Below are 18,968 nucleotides of genomic sequence, written 5' to 3'. Positions count from 1 at the left end.
TCAGGCGCCGTTGGCCACGTAGATGCCGTACCGGGTGGCATCGGTGTCGGTGCCGTCCGCCTTGTGGCCGATCACCGACAAGGTGTGCGTCTCGTAGCTCTGTGCCGGCGTGTAGGTGATCGATGCCTTCCCGTTGCTGTCGGCCGGCACGTCCGTCGACGGGCCGCCGTCGATCTGCCAGGAGAAGGACACGATTCCCGCGGTGCCGCCGCTGAACTCGAAGGTGCCGGGAACACCGCCACCGCCCGACCAGGTGCCGTCCGGATACTGGGCGCTCGCGACGTAGGGCGCGTTGCCGACCGTGAAGTCGTAGTCCGTCACGGGTGAGAGTTCGCCGCCCGCCGTCAGGCTCTGTACGTGCAGCGTGTTCGTGCCATTGCGTTCGAACGGCACCGCGACCTGCGTCGACGTGCCGTCGGTGCTGGCCGGAAGGACCTGCTCCGGACCGTCGTTGACGCGGTAGTGGTACTCGGTCACCTCGCCGAACAACTGGGTGCTGAAGTAGAAGTATCCGGTCCAGCCGATCCCCTTGCGCGACCAGTCGTAGATGCTGTAGACGTCGACCTTGTTGTCGCGGACATCGAAGGGCTCAACCCGCAGGTCCGATTCGGTGCCGTCCGCACCAACGCTCGTGACCCGCACATCGTTGTAGCCCCACGAGCCCGGCGTGTACGTGACCGTCGCGGTGCCGTCGGGACCGGCCGCGATCGTCTCCTCGTCGGCGCCGTTCAACGAGTAGCGGTAGGAGGCGACATCCGGCAGCCCCGGGTGGAAGGTGAACGTCGCCGGCCGGCCGACGGTGCCACTGCCCTCGGGCGTGTGCGTGACCACGGGACCGGACCAGATGCCGAACGTGTAGGTGGTGGCGGGCGATCGCGTACCGTCCGACAACAGCGCCTGGAGGACCACGGCATTGTCGCCGGCGTGCTTCGGCGTGACCGAGATGTAAGCGTACGGATTGCCCTCGTTGGACACGGTCTGCTCGGCGCCGCCGTCGAATCGGTAGACGAATCCCGTCAGGTTCGGCAGCTGACTGTTCAACTCGATGCTCAGCGGCACGCCGACCCCGTCCCGGCGCGGCCAGCTGTTCAGGTCGTTGGCGTAGGCGGTCGGACGCGTGTCGATGACGTTGAACTGGTAGTCCGCGTCCATCGACGTCGATCCATCTGAGCGCACCGACCGTACGGTCATCGAATGCCAGCCCGGCGTCGCCGTCCACGGCAGTACGGCAGTGTCGTCGTCCGCCGCCGGAATGGTCTTCCACTCGTCGTCGAGGTTGTACTGGTAGGCGACGACATCGTTGCTGTGCGGGGTGAACCGGAACGAGCCGGATGTGCCCGCGACCTGATCGGTGTCCAGGTTGAACTCCGCCGACTCCACGCCGGGGGCGTCGGTGACCCAGACCTGCACGGTTTCCTGCCCGATCAGCTTGTTCTTGGCGTAGCTCCGGACGGCCACCTCGACCTGGCCGGTGGCGGCGAACGTGATGGGACCGGTCGCCCGGCCGTCGACCGCTGGGAGGCGGACCTCCGGGCCGTCCTTGAGCTGGTATCCGAAGGCGGTGGTCTCGGGCTTCGACGCGACAAAGGTGATCGTGCTCGGCAGGCCGACGCCCTTCACCGTGACATCGGCGTGCGGTGCCGTCTCGGCGACCCGGAACCGGTAGTCCTTCTCGGGCCCGCGGTTGCCCGCCGCGTCGACGGACGCGACATAGAGGTCAGTCTCGAACCGCAGCTTCGGGGTGTACTTCAGGATCGCCTTGCCGCCCGGGCGCTTGGCCGGAATCTGCCCGTAATATCCCATCGAGTCACGCCAGACGAACGCGACGACGTCACGGTCGCCGGCACCGTCGAAGCGGAACGTCCCCTCGATGCCGGTGCCACCGCCCGGGGTGTCGCCCTCGGGATAGGTTCGCGACGAGACCTTCGGCGGATTCGCCGGGGCGGTCCGGTCCATGACGAGGTAGCAGTTCGCGCTCCACGGACCCTGGTCGTAGTAGTCGCTGGCCTGTGCCTGCCAGGCGAGGAGCGTGCCGTCGGCGTACTGGCTCAGGTCGGTGCCGTTGTAGTCATTGAACTCCCGACGCTGATCGGGATGGTCCACCGGCCAGATCGCGTACAGCACCCTCGGGTGGTCGCCCTCGTCGGCATCAGTGGCGGTAGCTGCGAACACCGTGTTCCGCGCCGCCGGCGACGGCTTGACCAGCGTGCCGCACGGTCGGTCCGGGTACGCCAGATGGAGGCGCGTGACCGTGGGCGGATGGTTCACGGTCGCACTGAGCACCGGCTTGTCGAAGGTACGACCGGTCCGCGCGTCGGCTTCCTGATCGGCGGTGACCCGGAACTCCAGGGTGATGCTCTTCTCGTGCCGGCCCAGCGCCGCGTTGACCGTGGCCACCATGTCGAAGCCCAGGTAGCTCGGGCAGTAGTAGGCACCGGCGCCCCGCTTGGCGCTCAGGAGCTTCTCAAGCTCGGCCGGCGGGCGCAGCCAGGTCGTGTTGCCCTTGACCGGGCGGGTCCGCCACACCTCGATGGTCGCCGGGGCGGAGCAGTCGGCGACCGTATTCTCGTTCGTCCACAGGTACGAGTTGTGGACGACCGTACCCTTCAACCTGGTCAGGTCGTACGTGAAGTAGGAGCGATAGGTGTGCGTCCGGCCGGCGTCGTCGCGGGACGTGCCGACCGGCGGTGCCACCGCCGCATCGACGACCTTCGCGTGTGGATTCTGCGAGTCGAGATAGGCCCAGCTCGTCAGAGGCGTATTAAACGAGTCGGCGGCCGAGGCCGGAGCGACGGTGGTCAGCACAGCGGCCGTGACGGCGAGGACCGTCATCGGGATAGCAGCTCTGAGGCGTTTCATGTGGACGTCTACCTCCCCGTGGCGGCACCCCGATCGACGCCGACGGGCGTCATCGTAGCGAGGAGGCGCCATCCCTAGGGGGCGGCTTTCGACGCCGCCGGCACCCGCGGTTGGGTACCGCAGTTGCCGTAGAACGGCGAGGCCCGGGGCAGTTGTTAGGTCGCGGTAGTCGTGCTCGATGCCCCAGAGGCTCTCGGCCCGCCCCGAACGGTCGAGGTGGACCGGCTCAGACGCGCGGTTCGATCGACGGGCCTGGCACGTACTCGAGCATGACCGCCCTCAGGTGGCGCGGGTTGGTGGGAAGATCGGCCGCGCCCACCGCGAACATCAGCGTGCTGCCCGGTGTCCCGGCGATCCCGTGCAGGCTCATGCCCACCGCGTCCTGCGGCTGCGGCGCGGGCATACCGACCCACGCGCCCGTGCTGTACGCGGCGAGCGCCGCGCTCGGCGCCGGAGAATTCTCGATCAACCACGGCACTCCGGCTGGGTCCGTCGCCACGTCGGGCAGCGCGCCACCCGGCGCGTCCGGGAGCACCTCGAACGATCCGCCGCGGCCGCGCACGGCCAACCCATTGTCGCCGACCGCCCACAGCTCACCGGACGAGCGACCTCCGAGCGCTTTGAACGAGGACTCCTGGTCGTTGATGCCCACCCGGACCGTACGCCAGCCTGAGCCACTCCAATGGAAGAGCAGCGGACCCTTGAACCCCTTCCACGCGCCGTTTCCGGCGGCCCAGACGTCATCCGGGCCGAAGGCCCTGATCGCGGTGAAGGTGCAGAAGTTCGGCATGCCACCGAGGGACGTGCCGCCGGTGCGGCACTCGGCGGGCGACTGGTGCGACCGCCAGGACCGGCCGTCCCACTGCTCGATGATCACATCGCTCTGGTGATTGCCCACGACCCAGGTCTGTCCACCCACGACGGTCAGCCCCGTGATCAGCGCATAGCTCTTGCTCATGCTCTGCGGGAACGGCACCTCGCGCCAGGCTGTCCCGTCGTAGTGCAGGACGTGCGATACCTGGTCCTCAGGGTTGGCGGCGGCGGTGCTGCCGACCGCCCAGACGTTCGAGGGCGAGTCGGCCGCGACAAGGTCGATCCGACCGTGCCACGCGATCGCCGGCAGCGCCGCGCGTGCCCAGCGCGTCCCGTCCCACTGCAGGATCAACGGGCTTCCGGTGTCGTCCGGCCGATCCGGTGAGTAGCCCTCGCTGCCGACGGCCCACGCGTGCGTGGCGTCCACCGACACGACGTCCCACAGCACACTGGTCGGCCCGGCCAGCTCCGGCAGCGTTGCCAGGCGCCAGGCTGGCGGCGGCGCGTTGGTGATGACGGCTTCGGGCGACCCGGTGGCGGCGGTCGCGGAGGGCTGCGAGGTGCTCGTTCCGGCGCGCTCGCCGGTGCACCCCGACGCCAGCAGGACAAAGGCCAACGCCACGGCAATCTTGCGCATGGCGCCGATGATCGCAGGTCGCCGCCACCTCGGGATCCGGTTGATCAACCCGCTCCGCGGACGTTGACCATGGCGAAGGCGTTAGGCAGGTTCACGGCGATCACTCGGCGGCGGACCTGAGTCATATGATTCGGCTGACGCGGTCGCTGTACTTCGCTGCTGTAGTTCTGGCCTCAGACGAGGCGCTGGATGCGGACCTTCGGGCGCTCGTTCCTCAGGTGGCCGTGCTTGTGTTGGCGGACCTGCTCGTCCCAGACCTCCTGGTCGTAGTCGGGGTCCGGCGGGATCCATTTGTGGGAGCCATCGCTGTAGTGGAACTTGTCGTCCCCGGGTCGCAGGATGCTCATCGGGTCCAGCCGAGGAACCGTTGGTGCAGGTGACCGGCGGGAACGTGAGCGAGGTCGGGGGCGGCGTCGACGAGTTGGGCGGCCAGGTAGAGGGCGAGTGAAACCGGGGCGTGGTCGTACTCCGCTCGCAGCTCTCGACGACGGGTGTGGCAGGGCCAGTCGGAACCGCAGCCGCCGCAGGTCCAGGCCGGCGTGATCGGGAGGTGGGTCGTCATTGCGGGCCGTCCTGACTTGGCCAGTGACCGCGGTTGATCGGGATGCGGTGGCGGCTCCGGCATGGCAGGTCGGCTCCGCAGCGGCAGACGCGTCGCCAGTGCCGCCAGGACCAGATCGACTGGTGGCGTCGGGTCAGGGTGAGTGCCACTGCGATGACGTACTCGTCGTAGGACACGCGTCGCCGGTTGCTCTCCGACCTTCGCTGCCAATCGCCGGAATTGCCAGTCGCATAGCCGGAACCTGCGGTCGAAGCAGTTGCATCGTTCGGTCTGGTCACGACGCCTCCCGTCGACGCATGGGGTCCCGTGGGCACCCGGTCAGCCGTGCCCGGAGACAGGGCACCCACGGCAGGACGACCCGACCGCCAAGCTGGGTAGCCCCACAAGCAACATAGGACGCAATGTGCGCAGGGTCAACAGCTGCGACACATAGCGTTGTAAGTCGAGCCGAGGGTGTGGTCTGCTTGCACCAGCCGCCAAGCTGGGAGCACCACCTATGTCTGAAGCTGCATACCTACAGGTCGCCAGAGATATCCGAGAGCAGATCAGCTCCGGCCAGTTGAAGCCGGGCGACAAGTTGCCGTCCTTCGCTGCCCTGTGCGAACACTACGACGTCAGTAATACGGTGATCCGCGCCTCGATGCTTGTTCTCAAAGCCGAGGGCTTGATCGACGGCCGGCAAGGCAAAGGCGTCTACGTCGCCAACCCGCTTCCCCGATAGGGCTCGGGGCACTCGCCGAGCCAGGGACGCCTCGCCTACAAGCTCTGTTCGTCTCGTCCGGCGGTGTCCGTCCGCGTCTGTGACCTCGGGCGGCTGCCCGCGCCCGGTCGCTGCCGGCCGTACTTGTCCTGGCCAATTGCTGTCGCCGTTGCTGTCGAGCGGCAGTGGGAAGCGGCCGGGCTGTCCCTACTGCCTGAGGTTCCAGTAGTGTCGCTGAACACCGAACTCCGCCGTGGCCTGTTCCATGGCATCGGCAACGGAGTCATGCACGGTGTCGGTCATCTCCTCGCCGCTGTCGTCGCAGTAGAACAGGTAGGCCTGCGGCTCATCACCGTCGTACTGCACGATGCGCAAAACCACTGGGGGCGGCACCTCGACGTGACCTCGGCCAGAACCCTGGGCTCTACTACGTCGACCATATGAGGGCCTTCTGCCAGTGGGACCTTTGCCCAGGAGGGTTCACTCTCAGCTTTGGAATCGAGTTGAGTCAAGGTCGCCAGGCGTGTTAAGGGCTGGTCGTGGGCGCACGGGCGACCCGGCCAAGCTCTACGACTGGCCTCTACTGGCCGACCTTCACCGGGTCCACCAGTCAAGGATCGGGCACGGACTCGGGTGGGCCTGAGGCTTGAAACCTGAATTCCTCTCATGCCGGATGGATCGTGGCGAACCGGGCGGATCGCCGCGTTGAACTGGGCGAAGTCTTCTGTTGTCTGACAGCCGTTTACAGCCCTTCTCGGTGTCAGTTGTGCCCGTCTTACGCCCGAGGATCTAACCGAGGTGACTGGGACTGAGGCCAACCGACTACCGTCGACCCGTGTTCGATCCCGCAACTGTCTTCGACGGAACTGGCCCGCTGGGGGACCCGCTCACCGACGAGGTTCTGCGGGCGGTGGAGGCGCAGCTTGGACACCAGCTGCCCGCCGCGTACGTCGACTTGGCCCGTCGACACAACGGCGGCTCCCTCGCCCGTGACGCCCACCCTGCACCGAGCCGAACCTCCTGGGCTGAGGACCACGTTGGCGTGTACAGACTCGCGGCGATCGGCCGAAATGCTCGTTTCAGCCTCTGCGGTGAGGTCGGCAGCGCATTTTGGGTAGCGGAATGGGGCTACCCCGCCATCGGCATCTACTTCGCCGACTGCCAGTCGGCGGGTCATGACATGGTCGCCCTCGACTACCGCTCGCCCGGTGAGCCGGCCGTTGTGCACGTCGACCAGGAGTGGAACTACCAGATCACGGTCCTCGCCCCCGACTTTGAGACCTTCATGACAGGCCTCGTCGACGAATCCACGTACAACGTGGACGACTGACTCACGCATCACGAGTCGGTCGGGGTCTGCTGGTCGGCGTCGGCCACGCCGGTCGAACCCTCGCCATCGAAGACGCGAACACCACCTTCCGCATCCACGACGGCGACCAACTCCTCACCGAAGTCCCCCGCACTACGACCAAGCAGATCGCTAGATTCAAGGCCCGCAAACCCGAACCTCCACGCCAGCGCGCAACGCCGACCGACACCTAGATCACGAAAAGCCCGATGAGAGTTCCCACCTCGTTGGCCGGCTGCCGTGTCGACCGGACAGCCTTCGACTACCAAGTTCGCCTCAGCCTCTCCGCGCTCGCCCCCGCCGGCCACCGCGTTGACGCCGAACTGGTCATCGAAACGTCGTTTCTGCTCCTCGACCCGAGCGGGCAACGGCACGAACTTGAGCCCGACACCGGTGCCAGCCTGGCACCCGTGCTGGAATTGTTCAGCCAGACCATCAGCAGCGTTGAGATCCGTGGCAAGGGCGCCCTCCACCTGACCTTCGACAGCGGCATCGAGCTACACGTCGGTCCCGATCACATCTACGAGTCCTGGCACCTCACTGGCATCGGGGTCGACCCCGTCACCGTCGGCCCAGGCGGAGAGACCGACTGGCAGCTTCCTCCCCAGCCCGAACCGCGTCACGCCCGGTAACATCCACAATCCTGATCGTCTAGCCGGACGTGTCACGGATCAAGTGACAACGATCCGTAACGCATCAACTGGAGCCGACATCGCCGGCTGCCGACGCTTCGTACGTGCGTTCGATTTGCGCTGGCCGTGGACGTGCGGGGCCGCTGGTGGAACGGCGTGTGAGGCCGGATGGGACGGCGCGAACTTCGGTGTTGTCGGAGGGGATCGCTGGATCGTGCGGGGCCGCCTCGGAGACGATGAGGGCCACTGGTTGCCGAAATAGGATTGCCCGCGCGGCCTGACAGGCGACCTCCTGCGGAAGGCAGACGGCAAGCGGCGGGAACCCTCCACCGGCCAAGATCGTAGCTAGGTTGTGCCCAATAATCTTCGACTAGCGTCTTCTCAGCTCAGAAGTGGTTTGTGGTGGGCCGCCAGGGACTCGAACCCTGAACCTATGGATTAAAAGTCCACAGCTCTGCCATTGAGCTAGCGGCCCGCGCGCTCAGGTTACCCGACACCACCGGCCGGCGACTCTTGGCTTCCGGCCGGTGGTCGATGCCCGCGGTACGCGAAGGTCATCTGACAATCAACGCGATGCCCGGCTGTCGGGGTGGGCGTGGTTGACCGGCCGCTGGGCGGGTACGGGGTCGGACATGCGGATCGTGGTGGTGGGGGCGAGCGGCAACGTCGGTACGGCGGTGCTGCGGCGGCTGCGCCGGGAACGGGGCGTGGAGCTGGTCGGCGTGGTCCGACGGTTGCCCGGGCCGGACGCCGGTGAGCCGTACGACCGGGTGGAGTGGCACTCCTGCGACATCGGCGCGCCGGGGGCGGCGGCACAGCTCGCCGAGGTGTTCGACGGCGCGGACGCGGTGGTGCACCTGGCCTGGCAGATCCAGCCCAGCCACGACCAGCGGGCGCTGCGTCGGACGAACGTCGACGGCAGCCGGGCGGTGTTCGATGCCGTGGTCCGGGCGAGCGTGCCGGCGCTGGTCTTCGCCTCTTCGGTCGGCGCCTACGCGCCCGGCCCGAAGGACCACCCGGTCAGCGAACGCTGGCCGGTCACCGGGGTCTCCGGCTCGTCGTACAGCGAGCACAAGGCCGAGGTGGAGGCGCTGCTGGACGGGATCGAGCGGGAGCACCCGGCGCTGCGGGTGGTCCGGCTGCGACCGGGGCTGATCTTCCAGCGCCACGCCGGCGTGGAGATCACCCGCTACTTCCTCGGCCCGTTCGCGCCGGTGCGGCTGCTGCGCTTCGGGCGGATTCCGCTGGTTCCCAGCAACCCCCGGCTGCGGATGCAGGCGGTGCACGCCGACGACGTGGCCGACGCGTACGCCCGGGCGGTTCTGGGGGATGCGCGCGGTGCCTTCAACCTCGCCGCGGACCCGGTGCTGACCCCGGAGCTGGTGGCCCGGCACTTCCACGGCTGGACGGTGCCGGTCGCCGCCCCCGTGCTGCGGGCGGCGGCGGCGCTGACCTGGCGGGCCCGTCTGCAGCCGGTCGACGCCGGCTGGGTGCAGCTGGGCCTGAACGCGCCGCTGATGTCCAGTGAGCGCGCGGAGGCCGAGCTCGACTGGCAACCCAAGATCAGTGCGCTCACCGCGCTCAAGGAACTCCTGGCCGGGATGGCCGACGGCGACCACACCGGCAGCCCGCCGATGGCCGGGACGCCGGATCTGCCGGGCCGCCCGGCGGGCCTGCTCCGCGCCCGCGCGGCCGGCCAGGGCAACCCCTACTGAGGTACGCCTGCGTCAGCTCAGCTTCGAGCCGGTGACCGTGGGGTTGCGGGCGCCGAGGAAGAAGATGCCGGGAAAGCCCTGGGTCTCGAACTTGCCGCTCGGGTTGCGGCGCAGGGTGGACTTCTCGATCGTCATGGTGCCGGTGCGGTTGTTGCTGACGAAGAAGATCGCGCCGCCACCCTCGTTGGCCTTGTTGTTCTCGATGACGGTGCCGGCGACCCGCACGGTGAACTCGTTGCCGTCGCAGTAGATCGCGCCGCCGCTGCCGCCACCGGGCGAGCCGGACTTGGCCGGGTTGGCGCCACTGCCGATCGCCTCGTTGTGGCTGAGCACGCTGTTCAGCACCACCCAGGAGACACCGATGCTGCTCAGAGCGCCCCCGTTGGAGCAGGACCCGCCCTGGCCGGCGCTGCCGCCGAAGGTGCTGCCGACCACGTACACGGGCCTGTTCTCGTACTGGCTGAGCACCCGGATGGCCGCGCCGCCCAGGTCCGGGCCGCTGCGGTCGCAGCGGTTGCGGACGAAGCGGGAGTTGACCACCTTGAACTGCCCGCCGCGTACGAAGATCGCCCCACCGCCGCCACCCTCGGCCAGGTTCCCGGTGGAGTTGCCGTCGGCAAAGGTCAGGTTCTGCACGGTGAGCTGCGGGTGATCCTGGTTCTGGCAGTGCGAGGTGGTCCAGCCCTGAGCCTCGTCGCAGGTGTTCATGTAGAGGATGCGGCGCTGCCCCTGACCGCTGAGCGTGACCCTGCCGCCGCCGTCCAGCACCACCTTCGGCCCGTTGGCGTTGCGGACCTTCGCGGTGGCGGTCATCTTGATCGTCACCGGGGCCGGCCCACAGTTGAAGGTGATGACGCCGCCGGCCGCGACGGCCTTCACGACCGCCGCGGAGGTGCAGCTCGCCGGGGTGCCGGTGCCGATGGTCCGGGTCGGCTTCGAGGTGTCCACCGCCCGCGCCGCGGCCGGCACGGTGGCGTTGCCGTTCGGGTTGCCGGCGGCGAGCACCTTGCCGGCCGGCGGGGCCGGCTTCGGGCTCGCGCTGGCCACCGGGCTCCCCGAGGCCCCCGGCGTCGCGGGCGCGACGCCCGCCGCACTGGCCGACGGCGCCACCGTCGGCGCGGACCAGCCGGCCTGCGAGGCGGGGGTCGGGTCGCCGGACGCGCAGGCGGGAAGGGTCGCGGTGGCGACACCGAGGACGAGTAGAGCGGCAAGCGACGTCATGCGCACCCCGTGATGCTAGGAGCCGGACGGCGTCGCGGCGAATCCGCCGTGCCGTCTTAATGCCTGGCTAAGGCTGGACGGCGATCAGGCGTGGGAAATGGCGAAGGCGGTCAGGAAGCCGGCGACCGTGATCAGACCGACCAGCAGGTGTGCGTCCTCGAACGCCTCCGGCACCATCGTGTCGGTGATCATCGCGAGGATCGCCCCGGCGGCCAGTGCGGTGATCCCGGCCAGCACCTCCGGCGGTGCGCCACCCAGCAGGGTGTTGCCGAGCAGTGCGGCCAACCCGCTGACCAGTGCGATCGCGGTCCAGAGCAGGAAGACGTACCGTCGGGACCGGCCGGCCTGGCGCATGCCGGCCGCGCTCGACAGCCCCTCCGGCACGTTGCTGAGGAACACCGCCGCCACCGTGACCGTGCTGACCGCGCCGCCTGCGAGCAGGCTGGCGCCGATCACCACCGACTCCGGGATTCCGTCCAGCAGCGCCCCCACCGCGAGCGCCGAGCCGGAACCGGGTTGCTGGCCCTCGGTGGGCTGTGCGCCCGAACGCTTCCGGTTGCGCGCGCCGTGCCGGGCCAGGGCCACGTTGGCCACTGTGTAGAGCACCGCACCGCCGGCCGCGCCGATCGCGGTGGGCAGCAGCCCGCCCTGGTCGTGCGCCTCCGCGATCAACTCGAACGACACGGCGGAGAGCAGCACACCCGCCCCGAACGCCATGATCGACGCGATGACGCGCTGCGGCACCCGCGCGAACCAACCGGCCGCCGCCCCGACCAGCAGGGCCGACCCGGCCAGCAGTCCCCATCCACCCGCCTGCAACCACTCCGGCATTCGGAAGGCCTACCCGGTGGGCCGGGTGCGGCAAACCGCGCTCAGAAGTCGGCAAAGAGGTACGGCACCCGGCGGGGGAAGATGGCGCGCAGCTCCGCGGCGGCGTCCGCTGGCACCTCACCCAGCTCCCGCAACGGCAGTTCGGCGGGATCCAGCACCCCGTACGCCAGGGCGGAAAGGCCGGCGGCGGTCAGCGTGGCCGTCGGCACCCGGACCCCGGCGCCGGGCCCGAGTTCCAGCGAACCGGTTGTGCCGTCCAGCAGGTGGCTGCCGGCCAGCCACCGGTCACCGGTCAGCTCGACCCGGACTCGACCCGGGCCGGCGGGCAGCCCGGTCAGCGCGTCCAGCGACAGCAGCCGGGCCATCGGCGCCGACGAGCCCGGCCGGGCCGCCCGTGCCTCGACGTGCACGGCCAGGTCGGTCAGCCACAGCTCGGGCAGCTCGTCCGCCGGGACCTGGACGGTGATCCGCTCGACCTGGTCCACGTGCCGGGCGAAGAACTGCAGCAGCAGCGCCCGGGCCAGCGGGTCGGCGTACAGCAGCTCGTTGCCGATCAGCGTGCCGCCGTGGTCGTCGATCTGGTACGTGATCGCGCCGGTGACCGCGCCCTCCACACGGGCGGTGAGCAGCCAGTGCTCGTCCCGGTCGCGCAGCCCGACCGCCCGGTGGTCCGGGAAGACCGAAAAACCGTGCCGCTGTTGCAGGCAGCGCTCGGTGAAGGCCCGCCACACGGAATAGGCGGCGCCGATCCGCTCCCAGCCCACCTCGCCGGGCAGTTCGGCACGGAGCAGTGAGCCCAGGTCACCGGGGGCGAAGGTGACCGTGCGCGGTTTGGGCAGCCCGACATACCCGAACCGGGCATAGAAGCTGGGCCGGAACGGGTAGAGCGCACTGAGTGGGTGCCCCTCGTCGCGCATCTCGTCCAGCAGTTGGTGCAGCAGCGTCCGGACGTGCCCCTGCCGGCGGGCCAGCGGATGGGTGGCGACCCCGGCGACGCCGGCCATCGGCAGCACCACCCCACGGAGGTTCTGCCGCATCGGGATGGCCGAGACGGCGGCCAGCGTGCTGCCGTCCTCCTCGACGACGAGCGTCCGGTTGCCCGACTGGTAGGGCAGGTAGTCGCGAAAGGACTCGATCCGGGCGGCACCGAGCGGTGATGACTCGAAGGCGTACGCGGCCAGCGGGAAGCTGGTGGTGAGCCGTTCGTCGGCGTTCACCCGGCGGATGGTCATCGACCCATCTCAACCGGCGACGTGGCGGGCCGCAACCGGATTCGGCAATCCGGTCACCGGGCCAGAACGTCGGAGACGACGACGGTGACGTTGTCCGGTGCGCCGGCGTGGTGGGCGAGCTTCACCAGCTGTTCGCCGCACTGCTGGCGGTCGGCGTACATGCTCAACGCCGCCGCGATGGCCTCGTCCTCGACGTAGTCGGAGAGGCCGTCGCTGCACAGCAGCAGCCGGTCACCGGACACGACGGTGAGCACGCCGATCGCCGGCGGGGTGTCGGCGCCCTGCACCGCCCGGGTCACCAGGGACCGCTGCGGGTGGTGTCGGGCCTGCTCGGGGGAGAGCGTGCCCTGGTCGACAAGCGCCTGGACGAACGTGTCGTCCCTGGTGAGCTGGGTCAGCTCCCCGTCGCGCAGCAGGTAACAGCGGGAGTCGCCGACCTGGGCCAGCACCAGCGTCTCCCCGGCCAGCAGCGCCGCGGTCAGCGTGGTGCCCATTCCCTCGCGGGTCGGGTCGACGGTGATGGCTGCGTGGATGCGCTGGTTGGCGGTGCTGACCATGGCGCGTAGGGCGTCGGCGGCGCCGTCGGGGTCGGTCGGCGGGGCCAGCTCGTCCAGGATCCGGATCACGATCTCGCTCGCCACCTCGCCCGCGGGGAGCCCACCCATGCCGTCGGCGACGGCGATCAGGCGGTCACCGGCGAGGGCGGAGTCCTCGTTGTTGGTCCGGATCAATCCGATGTCGTTGAGGATGGCCGAGCGGAGGATCAGCGTCATGGGGTCAAGCTTGCCAAGAACACCCCACCGCCGTCTCTACGCCCACCGCCTGTGTCGGGAAAACAGTGCTGCGGCCCTCGGTTATCGTGCTAGACGCTGTCGTTCCGTGGACGGAACTGTCGGGGGGATCAGATGGCCGGACGCGCGCAACCGGTGCTGGCCGGCGCGGTGACCGCGCTGGTCGGCTTCGCCAGCTCGTTCACCGTCGTGCTGGCCGGGCTACGGGCCGTCGGTGCGTCCGACGCGCAGGCAGCCTCCGGCCTGCTCGCGCTCTGCGTGGCGTGCGGGCTCGCCGCCGCGTGGCTGGGCTGGCGGCACCGGCTGCCGATGAGCGTCGCCTGGTCCACACCGGGTGCGGCGCTGCTGGTGGCGACCGGGCCGCCGCCGGGCGGTTGGCCGGTCGCCGTGGGCGCGTTCCTCGTCTCCGGTCTGCTGATCGTGGCGGCCGGGTTGTTCCCGCCGCTCGGCCGGGCGGTGGCCGCCATCCCGAAACCTGTGGCCGGCGCGATGCTCGCCGGGGTGCTGCTGCCGCTGTGCACAGCGCCGGTCCGTGCGCTGGTCGAGCTGCCCACCGTGGCCGGCCCGGTGGTGGTCGGCTGGCTGCTGCTGCACCGGTTCGCCCGCCGCTGGGCGGTGCCCGGCGCGCTGCTGGTGGCGGTGGCGGCGATCGCGTTGACCGCACCGCCGGCCGGCCTCACCAGTGCCGCGTTGATCCCGTCGGTCACCCTGACCGCGCCGGCCTGGAACGCGTCCGCGCTGGTCGGGCTCGCCCTTCCGCTGTTCCTGGTCACCATGGCCGCGCAGAACGTACCGGGCATGGCGGTCCTGGTCGGGTACGGCTACCGTCCGCCCTTCGGCGCCGCGCTGCGGGCCACCGGTCTGGCCAGCCTGCTGGCCGCCCCGGCCGGCGGGCACGCGGTGAACCTCGCGGCGATCACCGCCGCGCTGGCCGCCGGCCCCGACGCGCACCCGGACCCGGAGCGTCGGTGGGTCGCCTCGGTCACCGCCGGCATCGGTCTGGCGCTGCTCGGGCTGGGCGCCGGCGTGGCCACCGCGCTGGTCACGATCGCACCGCCGATCCTCATCGAGGCGGTCGCCGGGCTGGCCCTGCTGGGTGCCCTGGCCACCGCGCTCGCGGCGGCGGTGACCGAACCGGCGACCCGGGAGGCCGCCGTGGTCACCTTCGTGGTGACCGCCTCCGGGGTCACGCTGGTCGGTGTGGGCGGCGCGTTCTGGGGGTTGGTCGCGGGCTGCCTGATGCTGCTGCTCTTCCAGCGCCGTTCACCCGCCGCCCCGAGCCCGCCACCGGCCGACGGGCCACCGGCCGACGGGCTACCGGCCGACGGGCCGGAAAGGTCAACACCGGATCACGGAGATCGGGGCATCCCCGCCGACCGGACACCCCAGCATCATTGATCTCGTGGGGATCTTCGTGCTGGGGTCACTCCTCGGGCGGCAGATCGGCCACGCCCACGGCGAGAAGAACGCGGCCGTCGGCCACCGACCCGATCCGGTCGGCCGGCACGTAGACCGCGCCGGTGCGGGTCAACCCGGTGGAGACCTTCAGGTAGCCGCTGTGCAGCAGCCGCGCGGCCAGATCGGCCGGAACATCCGGCTCCTCGACCGCGGTCGCCTCGATCAGCTCGTCCAGGCTGCTGCCCGGGTCGGCGGTCGGCGCCTGGACGGTCACCGCGTTCGGGTCGCCCCGCTGGACGAGGTCGACGGTCCCGACCTCGGTGCCGGCGGAGTCGATCACCGGCATGCCGGTGGTGATCCGCGAGATGGTCGCCTGCTGCTCGTCCTGCTGGTCCATCCCACCGCGGTTCCCGGGGTGGTGCGCCGCTAAACGCCGTCGCCGACCGGCCCGACGCTCAACCAGCCCGGCAGCGGCAGCGGAAAGCGCCAGCGCTAGCGGAAAGCGGCAGTGCCAGCGCCAGCGCCAGCGCCAGTGGAAAGCGGCAGCGCTAGCGCCAGGGGAAAGCGCCAGCGCCAGAGGAAAGCGTCAGCGCCAGGCGCCAGCGGCAGTAGCTCGGGGGATGAGCGGCACCGCACGAGGGCGAGCGGTCTGAAGAGCATGATGACTGGGTGGCATAAATATGCCTCAGGGGCATCACCGTCGAGAGCAACACCGCCGCCCGGCTGGAGCAGCGGCGGCGGCGGCGACGGACTCAGCCGCCCGGACCGCGCTCAGCCGGTCAGCCGCCCGGACCGCGCTCAGCCGGTCAGCCGCCCGGACCGCGCTCGGCCGGTCAGCCGCCCGGACCGCGCTCGGCCGGTCAGTCGCCCGGACCGCGCTCGGCCGGTCAGTCGCCCGGACCGCGCTCGGCCGGTCAGTCGCCCGGACCGCGCTCGGCCGCCCAGACCGCGCTCAGCCGGTCAGCTGTTCGGCGGGGTCCAGCCGCCCGGCGGTCTTGGCGACAGCTCCCGCCAGGTGTCCGAGCCGTCGAGCAGCGCCCGCACCGTCTCCTCGGCCTCGTCCGCACTGCCGTACTCGTAGAACCGGGAGATGCCCTCGGCGCCGCCAGCCCGCTGCTCGACGTGCCACTGGTCGGCGTCCACCCGCAGGAAGACGTCCCGCCGGGCCAGCCGCCCCCACTTCCCGTTCCACCAGTGCTTTCGCTGCTCCATGGGCGGACTCTATCGAACACACGTACGAGAAGGTGCGGCCCCTGCGGGAATCCCACAGGGGCCGATGTGCATCCGTCGGTCAGCGCGGCGCCGGCGGCTCGGTGCGGCGGCCCAGCACGTCGTCCAGAGCTCCACGCTGCTGGCCCGGGGTGGTGTGGCCGGCGGAGACCAGCGCGTCCCGGATCTCGGTGAGCAGCTTGACCTCCTCGCTGGGCGCGGCCGGCGGCGGCTCCTCGCCGCGCCGACGCCGCTCAGCCAGCCGGTTCATCGGGTAGACGACGAAGAAGTAGAGCACCGCCGCGGTGAGCAGGAACGTGATCAGTGCGTTGAGGAACTGCCCCCACTCGATGTAGTTGTTGGTGCCCAGTTTCACGCGAGCGCCGGGACCCGCGGACGTTGCGCCCACCATCTTGATCAGCGGCTGCAGGAACGAGTTGGTGAAGGCGGTGACGACTGCCGTGAACGCGGCACCGATGACGATGCCGACCGCCAGGTCGACGACGTTGCCGCGCATGATGAAGTCTTTGAAGCCCTTGAGCATCCGTACTCCCGAGGTGTCCGATTCTTTGTCCGGCACAACCTATGCCCCGGGAGGGTGCTCCAGAAAAGCGCCGGCTTCGATCGCCGCCAGGGCCTGGTCGCCCGCCCGGATCGCCTCGACCAGTCGCGCATGGTCGACGTAGCGCTCGGGTGTGAGCGCGTCCCCCATCGCCTGGGCGACGGTGCTGCGTAGGGCGGCGCCGAACGAGGCGTACAGCTCGGCGAGCATGGCGTTGTGCGCGGCGGCGACGACTGCGGTGTGCAGTGCCGCGTCGGCGTCGACGAACTCGTCCAACCGGCCGCCGCGCCAGGCCGCTTCGCGCTCGGCGAGCGCGCCGTCGAGCGCCGCCAGGTCGGCCGGTGTACGCCGCAGCGCGGCAAGTCGGGCGGCCTCCACCTCGAAGGCGCGCCGCACCTCGATGACCTCGGCCATCCGGTCGTCGCCCATCTGGCGGGCCACGACCGGTGCCAGCTCGTCGGTCGACACCACGTACGTGCCGGAGCCCTGACGGCACTCCAACACCCCGGCGTGCACCAGGGCACGAACCGCCTCGCGGACGGTGTTGCGCCCGACGCCCAGCGCGGCGACCAGCTGTGGCTCGGTGGGGATGCGCCCGCCGACCGGCCACTCGCCGCCCAGGATGCGGGCGCGGAGCTGCTCGGTGGTCTGCCGGACGCGGTGGCCGCGCGGCGGCACCGGTGGCGCGGTGGCGGAATCGAACGACGGTGGCACTGGTTACATCACCGGTCCCAAATTCATCCCATGATTGTAGGCTAGAGGTCATGACCCCGCCACCGACCGCCGCCGCGGCGCTCGCCGCCCCCGTCGCCGTTCCGCCCGGCTCGGAGCGCGACCCCGGCTCGGAGCGCGACCCCGGTGCGGGTCGTCGGACCCGGCCGGCGACCGGCGGCGCCCTCGTGCTGGTCGGGATGCTGCTGATCGCGCTCAACCTGCGCGCTGCGGTCACCAGCCTCGGTGCCCTGCTCGACGAGATCCGCGACGGGCTGGGGCTCTCCGGGGTCACCGCCGGCCTGGTCACCACCCTGCCGACCATCGCGTTCGCCGGCCTCGGCGCGCTCACCCCGTGGCTGGTCCGCCGGGTGGCGCCGGCCCGGGTGCTGGTGATCGCCATGCTCGCGCTGGCCACCGGCCAGGTGCTCCGGGTCACCACCGACTCGACCTGGATCTTCGTGCTCACCAGCGCGCTGGCGCTGTCCGGCATCGCGGTCGCGAACATCCTCCTGCCGATGCTGGTCAAGCTGCACTTCCCGCACCGCACCGGCCTGGTCACCGGGGCGTACACGATGGCGCTGACGGTGGGCACGACGGTGGCCGCGGCCACCGCGGTGCCGATCGCGCACGCCTTCGGGTCCTGGCGTGCCGGGCTCGGCATCTGGGCCGGGATGGCCGCGGTGGCCGTACTCCCGTGGGTGCCGTTGGCGTTGCGGGCCCGGACGGCCGCGCGCCGGACGACCCCGACGGCGGCCGTTCCCGTGGCGACGCGGGTCCGGCCGGCGCGGACCCGGCTGGGTTGGGCGATGGCCGTCTATTTCGGTGCCCAGTCGCTCAGCGGTTACGCGATCATGGGCTGGCTGGCCCAACTGTTCCGCGACGCCGGCTACCAGCCCGAGTCGGCCGGGCTGCTGCTCGCCGGGGTGACCGCGCTCGGTGTGCCGATCGCCCTGCTGATGCCCACCCTGGCCGGCCGGCTGGCGACCCTGCGCCCGCTGGTGCTCGGGCTGAGCGCCGCGTCGACGCTGGCCTACCTGGGGTTGGCGCTCGCTCCGCACGACGGTGCGCTGCTCTGGGTGGCCCTGCTGGCGATCGGCCAGGGCGCGTTTCCGATGATCCTGACCACCATCGGTCTGCGCGCCCGCACCGCCGAGGGGACCGTCGCGCTCTCCGCGTTCGCCCAGAGCACCGGGTACGTGATCGCCGCCCTCGGCCCGCTGATGGTCGGCATCCTCTACGAGGTCACCGGCGGCTGGACCGCCCCGGTCGGGTTCCTGCTGGCCGCGATGGCCGTGCAGACGGCGGCGGGCATGGCGATCGCCCGCCCCCGCTACGTCGAGGACGAGTGACGAGCGGTAGCGATCAGGAGGAGGCCGGCGTCGGCTCGCCGGTGACGGCCTGATCCACCGTCGGGTAGGTGTGCAGCACCTCGACCAGGCCACTCACCTCGAGGATGCGCAGCACCCCCCGCTGCGGCGCGGCCAGCCGCACCACGCCGCCGGTCTCGTCGCAGCTGTTCTTGGCGCGGACGAAGACCGACAGCCCCGTCGAGTCGCAGAACGAGACGTCCGCCAGGTCGAACACCAGCCGGTTGCGACCCTTGTCGAGCAGGTCGGTGATCTGGTCCTGCAACTGCGGTGCGGTCGCCATGTCCAGCTCGCCCGCGACCGACACGACGACCACGTCGCCGCGCTGTTCCGTGTGCACCGTCAAGGACATTCGCCAGACCTCCTGTTATCGACAG

The 18,968-nt window shown here is 70.5% G+C and carries 20 protein-coding genes and 1 tRNA gene; 6 read left to right on the top strand and 15 right to left on the bottom strand.

Annotated features, from left to right (window positions below; translation table 11 throughout):
• The 4 genes from ACLJN9_RS07660 to ACLJN9_RS07645 all read right to left on the bottom strand — a co-directional run bounded on the left by ACLJN9_RS07660 (nucleotide 1) and on the right by ACLJN9_RS07645 (nucleotide 4,871).
• Complete coding sequence (locus ACLJN9_RS07660; protein ID WP_410810396.1) at nucleotides 1–2,832, bottom strand: hypothetical protein; 2,832 nt, start codon at nucleotides 2,830–2,832, stop codon at nucleotides 1–3.
• A 253-nt stretch (nucleotides 2,833–3,085) separates the two neighbouring features.
• Complete coding sequence (locus tag ACLJN9_RS07655) at nucleotides 3,086–4,309, bottom strand: hypothetical protein (RefSeq protein ID WP_410810395.1); 1,224 nt, start codon at nucleotides 4,307–4,309, stop codon at nucleotides 3,086–3,088.
• 173 nt (nucleotides 4,310–4,482) lie between these two features.
• Nucleotides 4,483–4,656, bottom strand: a complete 174-nt coding sequence (locus ACLJN9_RS07650) for a hypothetical protein (RefSeq protein ID WP_410810394.1) — start codon at nucleotides 4,654–4,656, stop codon at nucleotides 4,483–4,485.
• Nucleotides 4,653–4,871 (bottom strand): flavin reductase, encoded by a 219-nt coding sequence (locus ACLJN9_RS07645; RefSeq protein ID WP_410810393.1) that lies wholly within the window; start codon nucleotides 4,869–4,871, stop codon nucleotides 4,653–4,655. Before ACLJN9_RS07645 ends, ACLJN9_RS07650 begins: the two co-directional genes overlap by 4 nt.
• Before the next feature lie 496 nt (nucleotides 4,872–5,367).
• On the opposite strand from ACLJN9_RS07645, the gene ACLJN9_RS07640 reads away from it, so the two are divergent.
• Nucleotides 5,368–5,592 carry a winged helix-turn-helix domain-containing protein gene (locus ACLJN9_RS07640; protein ID WP_410810392.1) on the top strand — a complete coding sequence of 75 codons (225 nt, stop codon included), beginning with the start codon at nucleotides 5,368–5,370 and terminating at the stop codon, nucleotides 5,590–5,592.
• A 186-nt stretch (nucleotides 5,593–5,778) separates the two neighbouring features.
• Here the strand turns inward: ACLJN9_RS07640 and ACLJN9_RS07635 are convergent, their stop codons facing one another.
• Complete coding sequence (locus ACLJN9_RS07635) at nucleotides 5,779–5,952, bottom strand: hypothetical protein (protein ID WP_410810391.1); 174 nt, start codon at nucleotides 5,950–5,952, stop codon at nucleotides 5,779–5,781.
• A 454-nt stretch (nucleotides 5,953–6,406) separates the two neighbouring features.
• On the opposite strand from ACLJN9_RS07635, the gene ACLJN9_RS07630 reads away from it, so the two are divergent.
• Nucleotides 6,407–6,901, top strand: a complete 495-nt coding sequence (locus ACLJN9_RS07630; protein WP_410810390.1) for an SMI1/KNR4 family protein — start codon at nucleotides 6,407–6,409, stop codon at nucleotides 6,899–6,901.
• Nucleotides 6,902–7,146: 245 nt separating this feature from the next.
• Complete coding sequence (locus tag ACLJN9_RS07625) at nucleotides 7,147–7,551, top strand: DUF6188 family protein (RefSeq protein WP_410810389.1); 405 nt, start codon at nucleotides 7,147–7,149, stop codon at nucleotides 7,549–7,551.
• Between the two features lie 400 nt (nucleotides 7,552–7,951).
• On the opposite strand, the gene ACLJN9_RS07620 is transcribed toward ACLJN9_RS07625, so the two are convergent.
• A tRNA-Lys gene (locus tag ACLJN9_RS07620) sits at nucleotides 7,952–8,026 on the bottom strand.
• A 157-nt stretch (nucleotides 8,027–8,183) separates the two neighbouring features.
• Between ACLJN9_RS07620 and ACLJN9_RS07615 the strand changes: the two genes are divergently transcribed.
• The gene (locus ACLJN9_RS07615; protein ID WP_410810388.1) at nucleotides 8,184–9,266 is read left to right on the top strand and encodes an NAD-dependent epimerase/dehydratase family protein; all 1,083 of its coding nucleotides are present in this window, start codon (nucleotides 8,184–8,186) and stop codon (nucleotides 9,264–9,266) included.
• A 12-nt stretch (nucleotides 9,267–9,278) separates the two neighbouring features.
• Here ACLJN9_RS07615 and ACLJN9_RS07610 read toward each other — a convergent pair whose 3' ends face one another.
• The 4 genes from ACLJN9_RS07610 to ACLJN9_RS07595 all read right to left on the bottom strand — a co-directional run bounded on the left by ACLJN9_RS07610 (nucleotide 9,279) and on the right by ACLJN9_RS07595 (nucleotide 13,323).
• A complete protein-coding gene (locus ACLJN9_RS07610) occupies nucleotides 9,279–10,487 on the bottom strand; it encodes a hypothetical protein (RefSeq protein WP_410810794.1) in 1,209 nt (402 codons plus the stop codon).
• A gap of 84 nt (nucleotides 10,488–10,571) precedes the next feature.
• On the bottom strand, nucleotides 10,572–11,318 hold the full coding sequence (locus ACLJN9_RS07605) for a ZIP family metal transporter (protein ID WP_410810387.1): 747 nt from the start codon (nucleotides 11,316–11,318) through the stop codon (nucleotides 10,572–10,574).
• Nucleotides 11,319–11,359: 41 nt separating this feature from the next.
• Nucleotides 11,360–12,550: an enhanced intracellular survival protein Eis gene (gene eis / locus ACLJN9_RS07600; protein WP_410810386.1), complete on the bottom strand. Its 1,191-nt coding sequence runs from the start codon at nucleotides 12,548–12,550 to the stop codon at nucleotides 11,360–11,362.
• Nucleotides 12,551–12,603: 53 nt separating this feature from the next.
• On the bottom strand, nucleotides 12,604–13,323 hold the full coding sequence (locus tag ACLJN9_RS07595) for a PP2C family protein-serine/threonine phosphatase (protein ID WP_410810385.1): 720 nt from the start codon (nucleotides 13,321–13,323) through the stop codon (nucleotides 12,604–12,606).
• Nucleotides 13,324–13,455: 132 nt separating this feature from the next.
• On the opposite strand from ACLJN9_RS07595, the gene ACLJN9_RS07590 reads away from it, so the two are divergent.
• Nucleotides 13,456–14,739: a benzoate/H(+) symporter BenE family transporter gene (locus ACLJN9_RS07590; RefSeq protein ID WP_410810384.1), complete on the top strand. Its 1,284-nt coding sequence runs from the start codon at nucleotides 13,456–13,458 to the stop codon at nucleotides 14,737–14,739.
• Between the two features lie 25 nt (nucleotides 14,740–14,764).
• On the opposite strand, the gene ACLJN9_RS07585 is transcribed toward ACLJN9_RS07590, so the two are convergent.
• From ACLJN9_RS07585 to ACLJN9_RS07570, 4 genes are all read right to left on the bottom strand, one after another.
• The gene (locus tag ACLJN9_RS07585) at nucleotides 14,765–15,136 is read right to left on the bottom strand and encodes a hypothetical protein (protein WP_410810383.1); all 372 of its coding nucleotides are present in this window, start codon (nucleotides 15,134–15,136) and stop codon (nucleotides 14,765–14,767) included.
• 563 nt (nucleotides 15,137–15,699) lie between these two features.
• Complete coding sequence (locus tag ACLJN9_RS07580; protein WP_410810382.1) at nucleotides 15,700–15,951, bottom strand: hypothetical protein; 252 nt, start codon at nucleotides 15,949–15,951, stop codon at nucleotides 15,700–15,702.
• A 79-nt stretch (nucleotides 15,952–16,030) separates the two neighbouring features.
• On the bottom strand, nucleotides 16,031–16,492 hold the full coding sequence (mscL, locus tag ACLJN9_RS07575) for a large conductance mechanosensitive channel protein MscL (protein WP_410810381.1): 462 nt from the start codon (nucleotides 16,490–16,492) through the stop codon (nucleotides 16,031–16,033).
• 39 nt (nucleotides 16,493–16,531) lie between these two features.
• The gene (locus ACLJN9_RS07570) at nucleotides 16,532–17,224 is read right to left on the bottom strand and encodes a FadR/GntR family transcriptional regulator (protein WP_410810380.1); all 693 of its coding nucleotides are present in this window, start codon (nucleotides 17,222–17,224) and stop codon (nucleotides 16,532–16,534) included.
• Nucleotides 17,225–17,274: 50 nt separating this feature from the next.
• Here ACLJN9_RS07570 and ACLJN9_RS07565 point away from each other — a divergent pair, with 50 nt between their 5' ends.
• Nucleotides 17,275–18,573, top strand: coding sequence for a CynX/NimT family MFS transporter (locus ACLJN9_RS07565; protein ID WP_410810379.1), 1,299 nt, complete (start codon nucleotides 17,275–17,277; stop codon nucleotides 18,571–18,573).
• A 13-nt stretch (nucleotides 18,574–18,586) separates the two neighbouring features.
• Here ACLJN9_RS07565 and ACLJN9_RS07560 read toward each other — a convergent pair whose 3' ends face one another.
• Nucleotides 18,587–18,943, bottom strand: coding sequence for an STAS domain-containing protein (locus ACLJN9_RS07560; protein ID WP_410810378.1), 357 nt, complete (start codon nucleotides 18,941–18,943; stop codon nucleotides 18,587–18,589).
• Nucleotides 18,944–18,968 lie beyond the last annotated feature (25 nt).

It is taken from the genome of Micromonospora sp. 067-2 (assembly GCF_046549295.1).
Classification (GTDB): domain Bacteria; phylum Actinomycetota; class Actinomycetes; order Mycobacteriales; family Micromonosporaceae; genus Micromonospora.
This window is presented reverse-complemented; position numbering and strand designations above follow the sequence as displayed.

Excerpts from the sequence above, each read along its gene's own strand:
- ACLJN9_RS07660 (WP_410810396.1), bottom strand. The coding sequence starts at position 2,832 with ATGACGGTCCTCGCCGTCACGGCCGCTGTGCTGACCACCGTCGCTCCG.
- ACLJN9_RS07655 (WP_410810395.1), bottom strand. The coding sequence starts at position 4,309 with ATGCGCAAGATTGCCGTGGCGTTGGCCTTTGTCCTGCTGGCGTCGGGG.
- ACLJN9_RS07650 (WP_410810394.1), bottom strand. The coding sequence starts at position 4,656 with ATGAGCATCCTGCGACCCGGGGACGACAAGTTCCACTACAGCGATGGC.
- ACLJN9_RS07645 (WP_410810393.1), bottom strand. The coding sequence starts at position 4,871 with ATGACGACCCACCTCCCGATCACGCCGGCCTGGACCTGCGGCGGCTGC.
- ACLJN9_RS07640 (WP_410810392.1), top strand. The coding sequence starts at position 5,368 with ATGTCTGAAGCTGCATACCTACAGGTCGCCAGAGATATCCGAGAGCAG.
- ACLJN9_RS07615 (WP_410810388.1), top strand. The coding sequence starts at position 8,184 with ATGCGGATCGTGGTGGTGGGGGCGAGCGGCAACGTCGGTACGGCGGTG.
- ACLJN9_RS07610 (WP_410810794.1), bottom strand. The coding sequence starts at position 10,487 with ATGACGTCGCTTGCCGCTCTACTCGTCCTCGGTGTCGCCACCGCGACC.
- ACLJN9_RS07605 (WP_410810387.1), bottom strand. The coding sequence starts at position 11,318 with ATGCCGGAGTGGTTGCAGGCGGGTGGATGGGGACTGCTGGCCGGGTCG.
- eis (WP_410810386.1), bottom strand. The coding sequence starts at position 12,550 with ATGACCATCCGCCGGGTGAACGCCGACGAACGGCTCACCACCAGCTTC.
- ACLJN9_RS07595 (WP_410810385.1), bottom strand. The coding sequence starts at position 13,323 with ATGACGCTGATCCTCCGCTCGGCCATCCTCAACGACATCGGATTGATC.
- ACLJN9_RS07590 (WP_410810384.1), top strand. The coding sequence starts at position 13,456 with ATGGCCGGACGCGCGCAACCGGTGCTGGCCGGCGCGGTGACCGCGCTG.
- ACLJN9_RS07585 (WP_410810383.1), bottom strand. The coding sequence starts at position 15,136 with ATGGACCAGCAGGACGAGCAGCAGGCGACCATCTCGCGGATCACCACC.
- ACLJN9_RS07580 (WP_410810382.1), bottom strand. The coding sequence starts at position 15,951 with ATGGAGCAGCGAAAGCACTGGTGGAACGGGAAGTGGGGGCGGCTGGCC.
- mscL (WP_410810381.1), bottom strand. The coding sequence starts at position 16,492 with ATGCTCAAGGGCTTCAAAGACTTCATCATGCGCGGCAACGTCGTCGAC.
- ACLJN9_RS07565 (WP_410810379.1), top strand. The coding sequence starts at position 17,275 with ATGACCCCGCCACCGACCGCCGCCGCGGCGCTCGCCGCCCCCGTCGCC.
- ACLJN9_RS07560 (WP_410810378.1), bottom strand. The coding sequence starts at position 18,943 with ATGTCCTTGACGGTGCACACGGAACAGCGCGGCGACGTGGTCGTCGTG.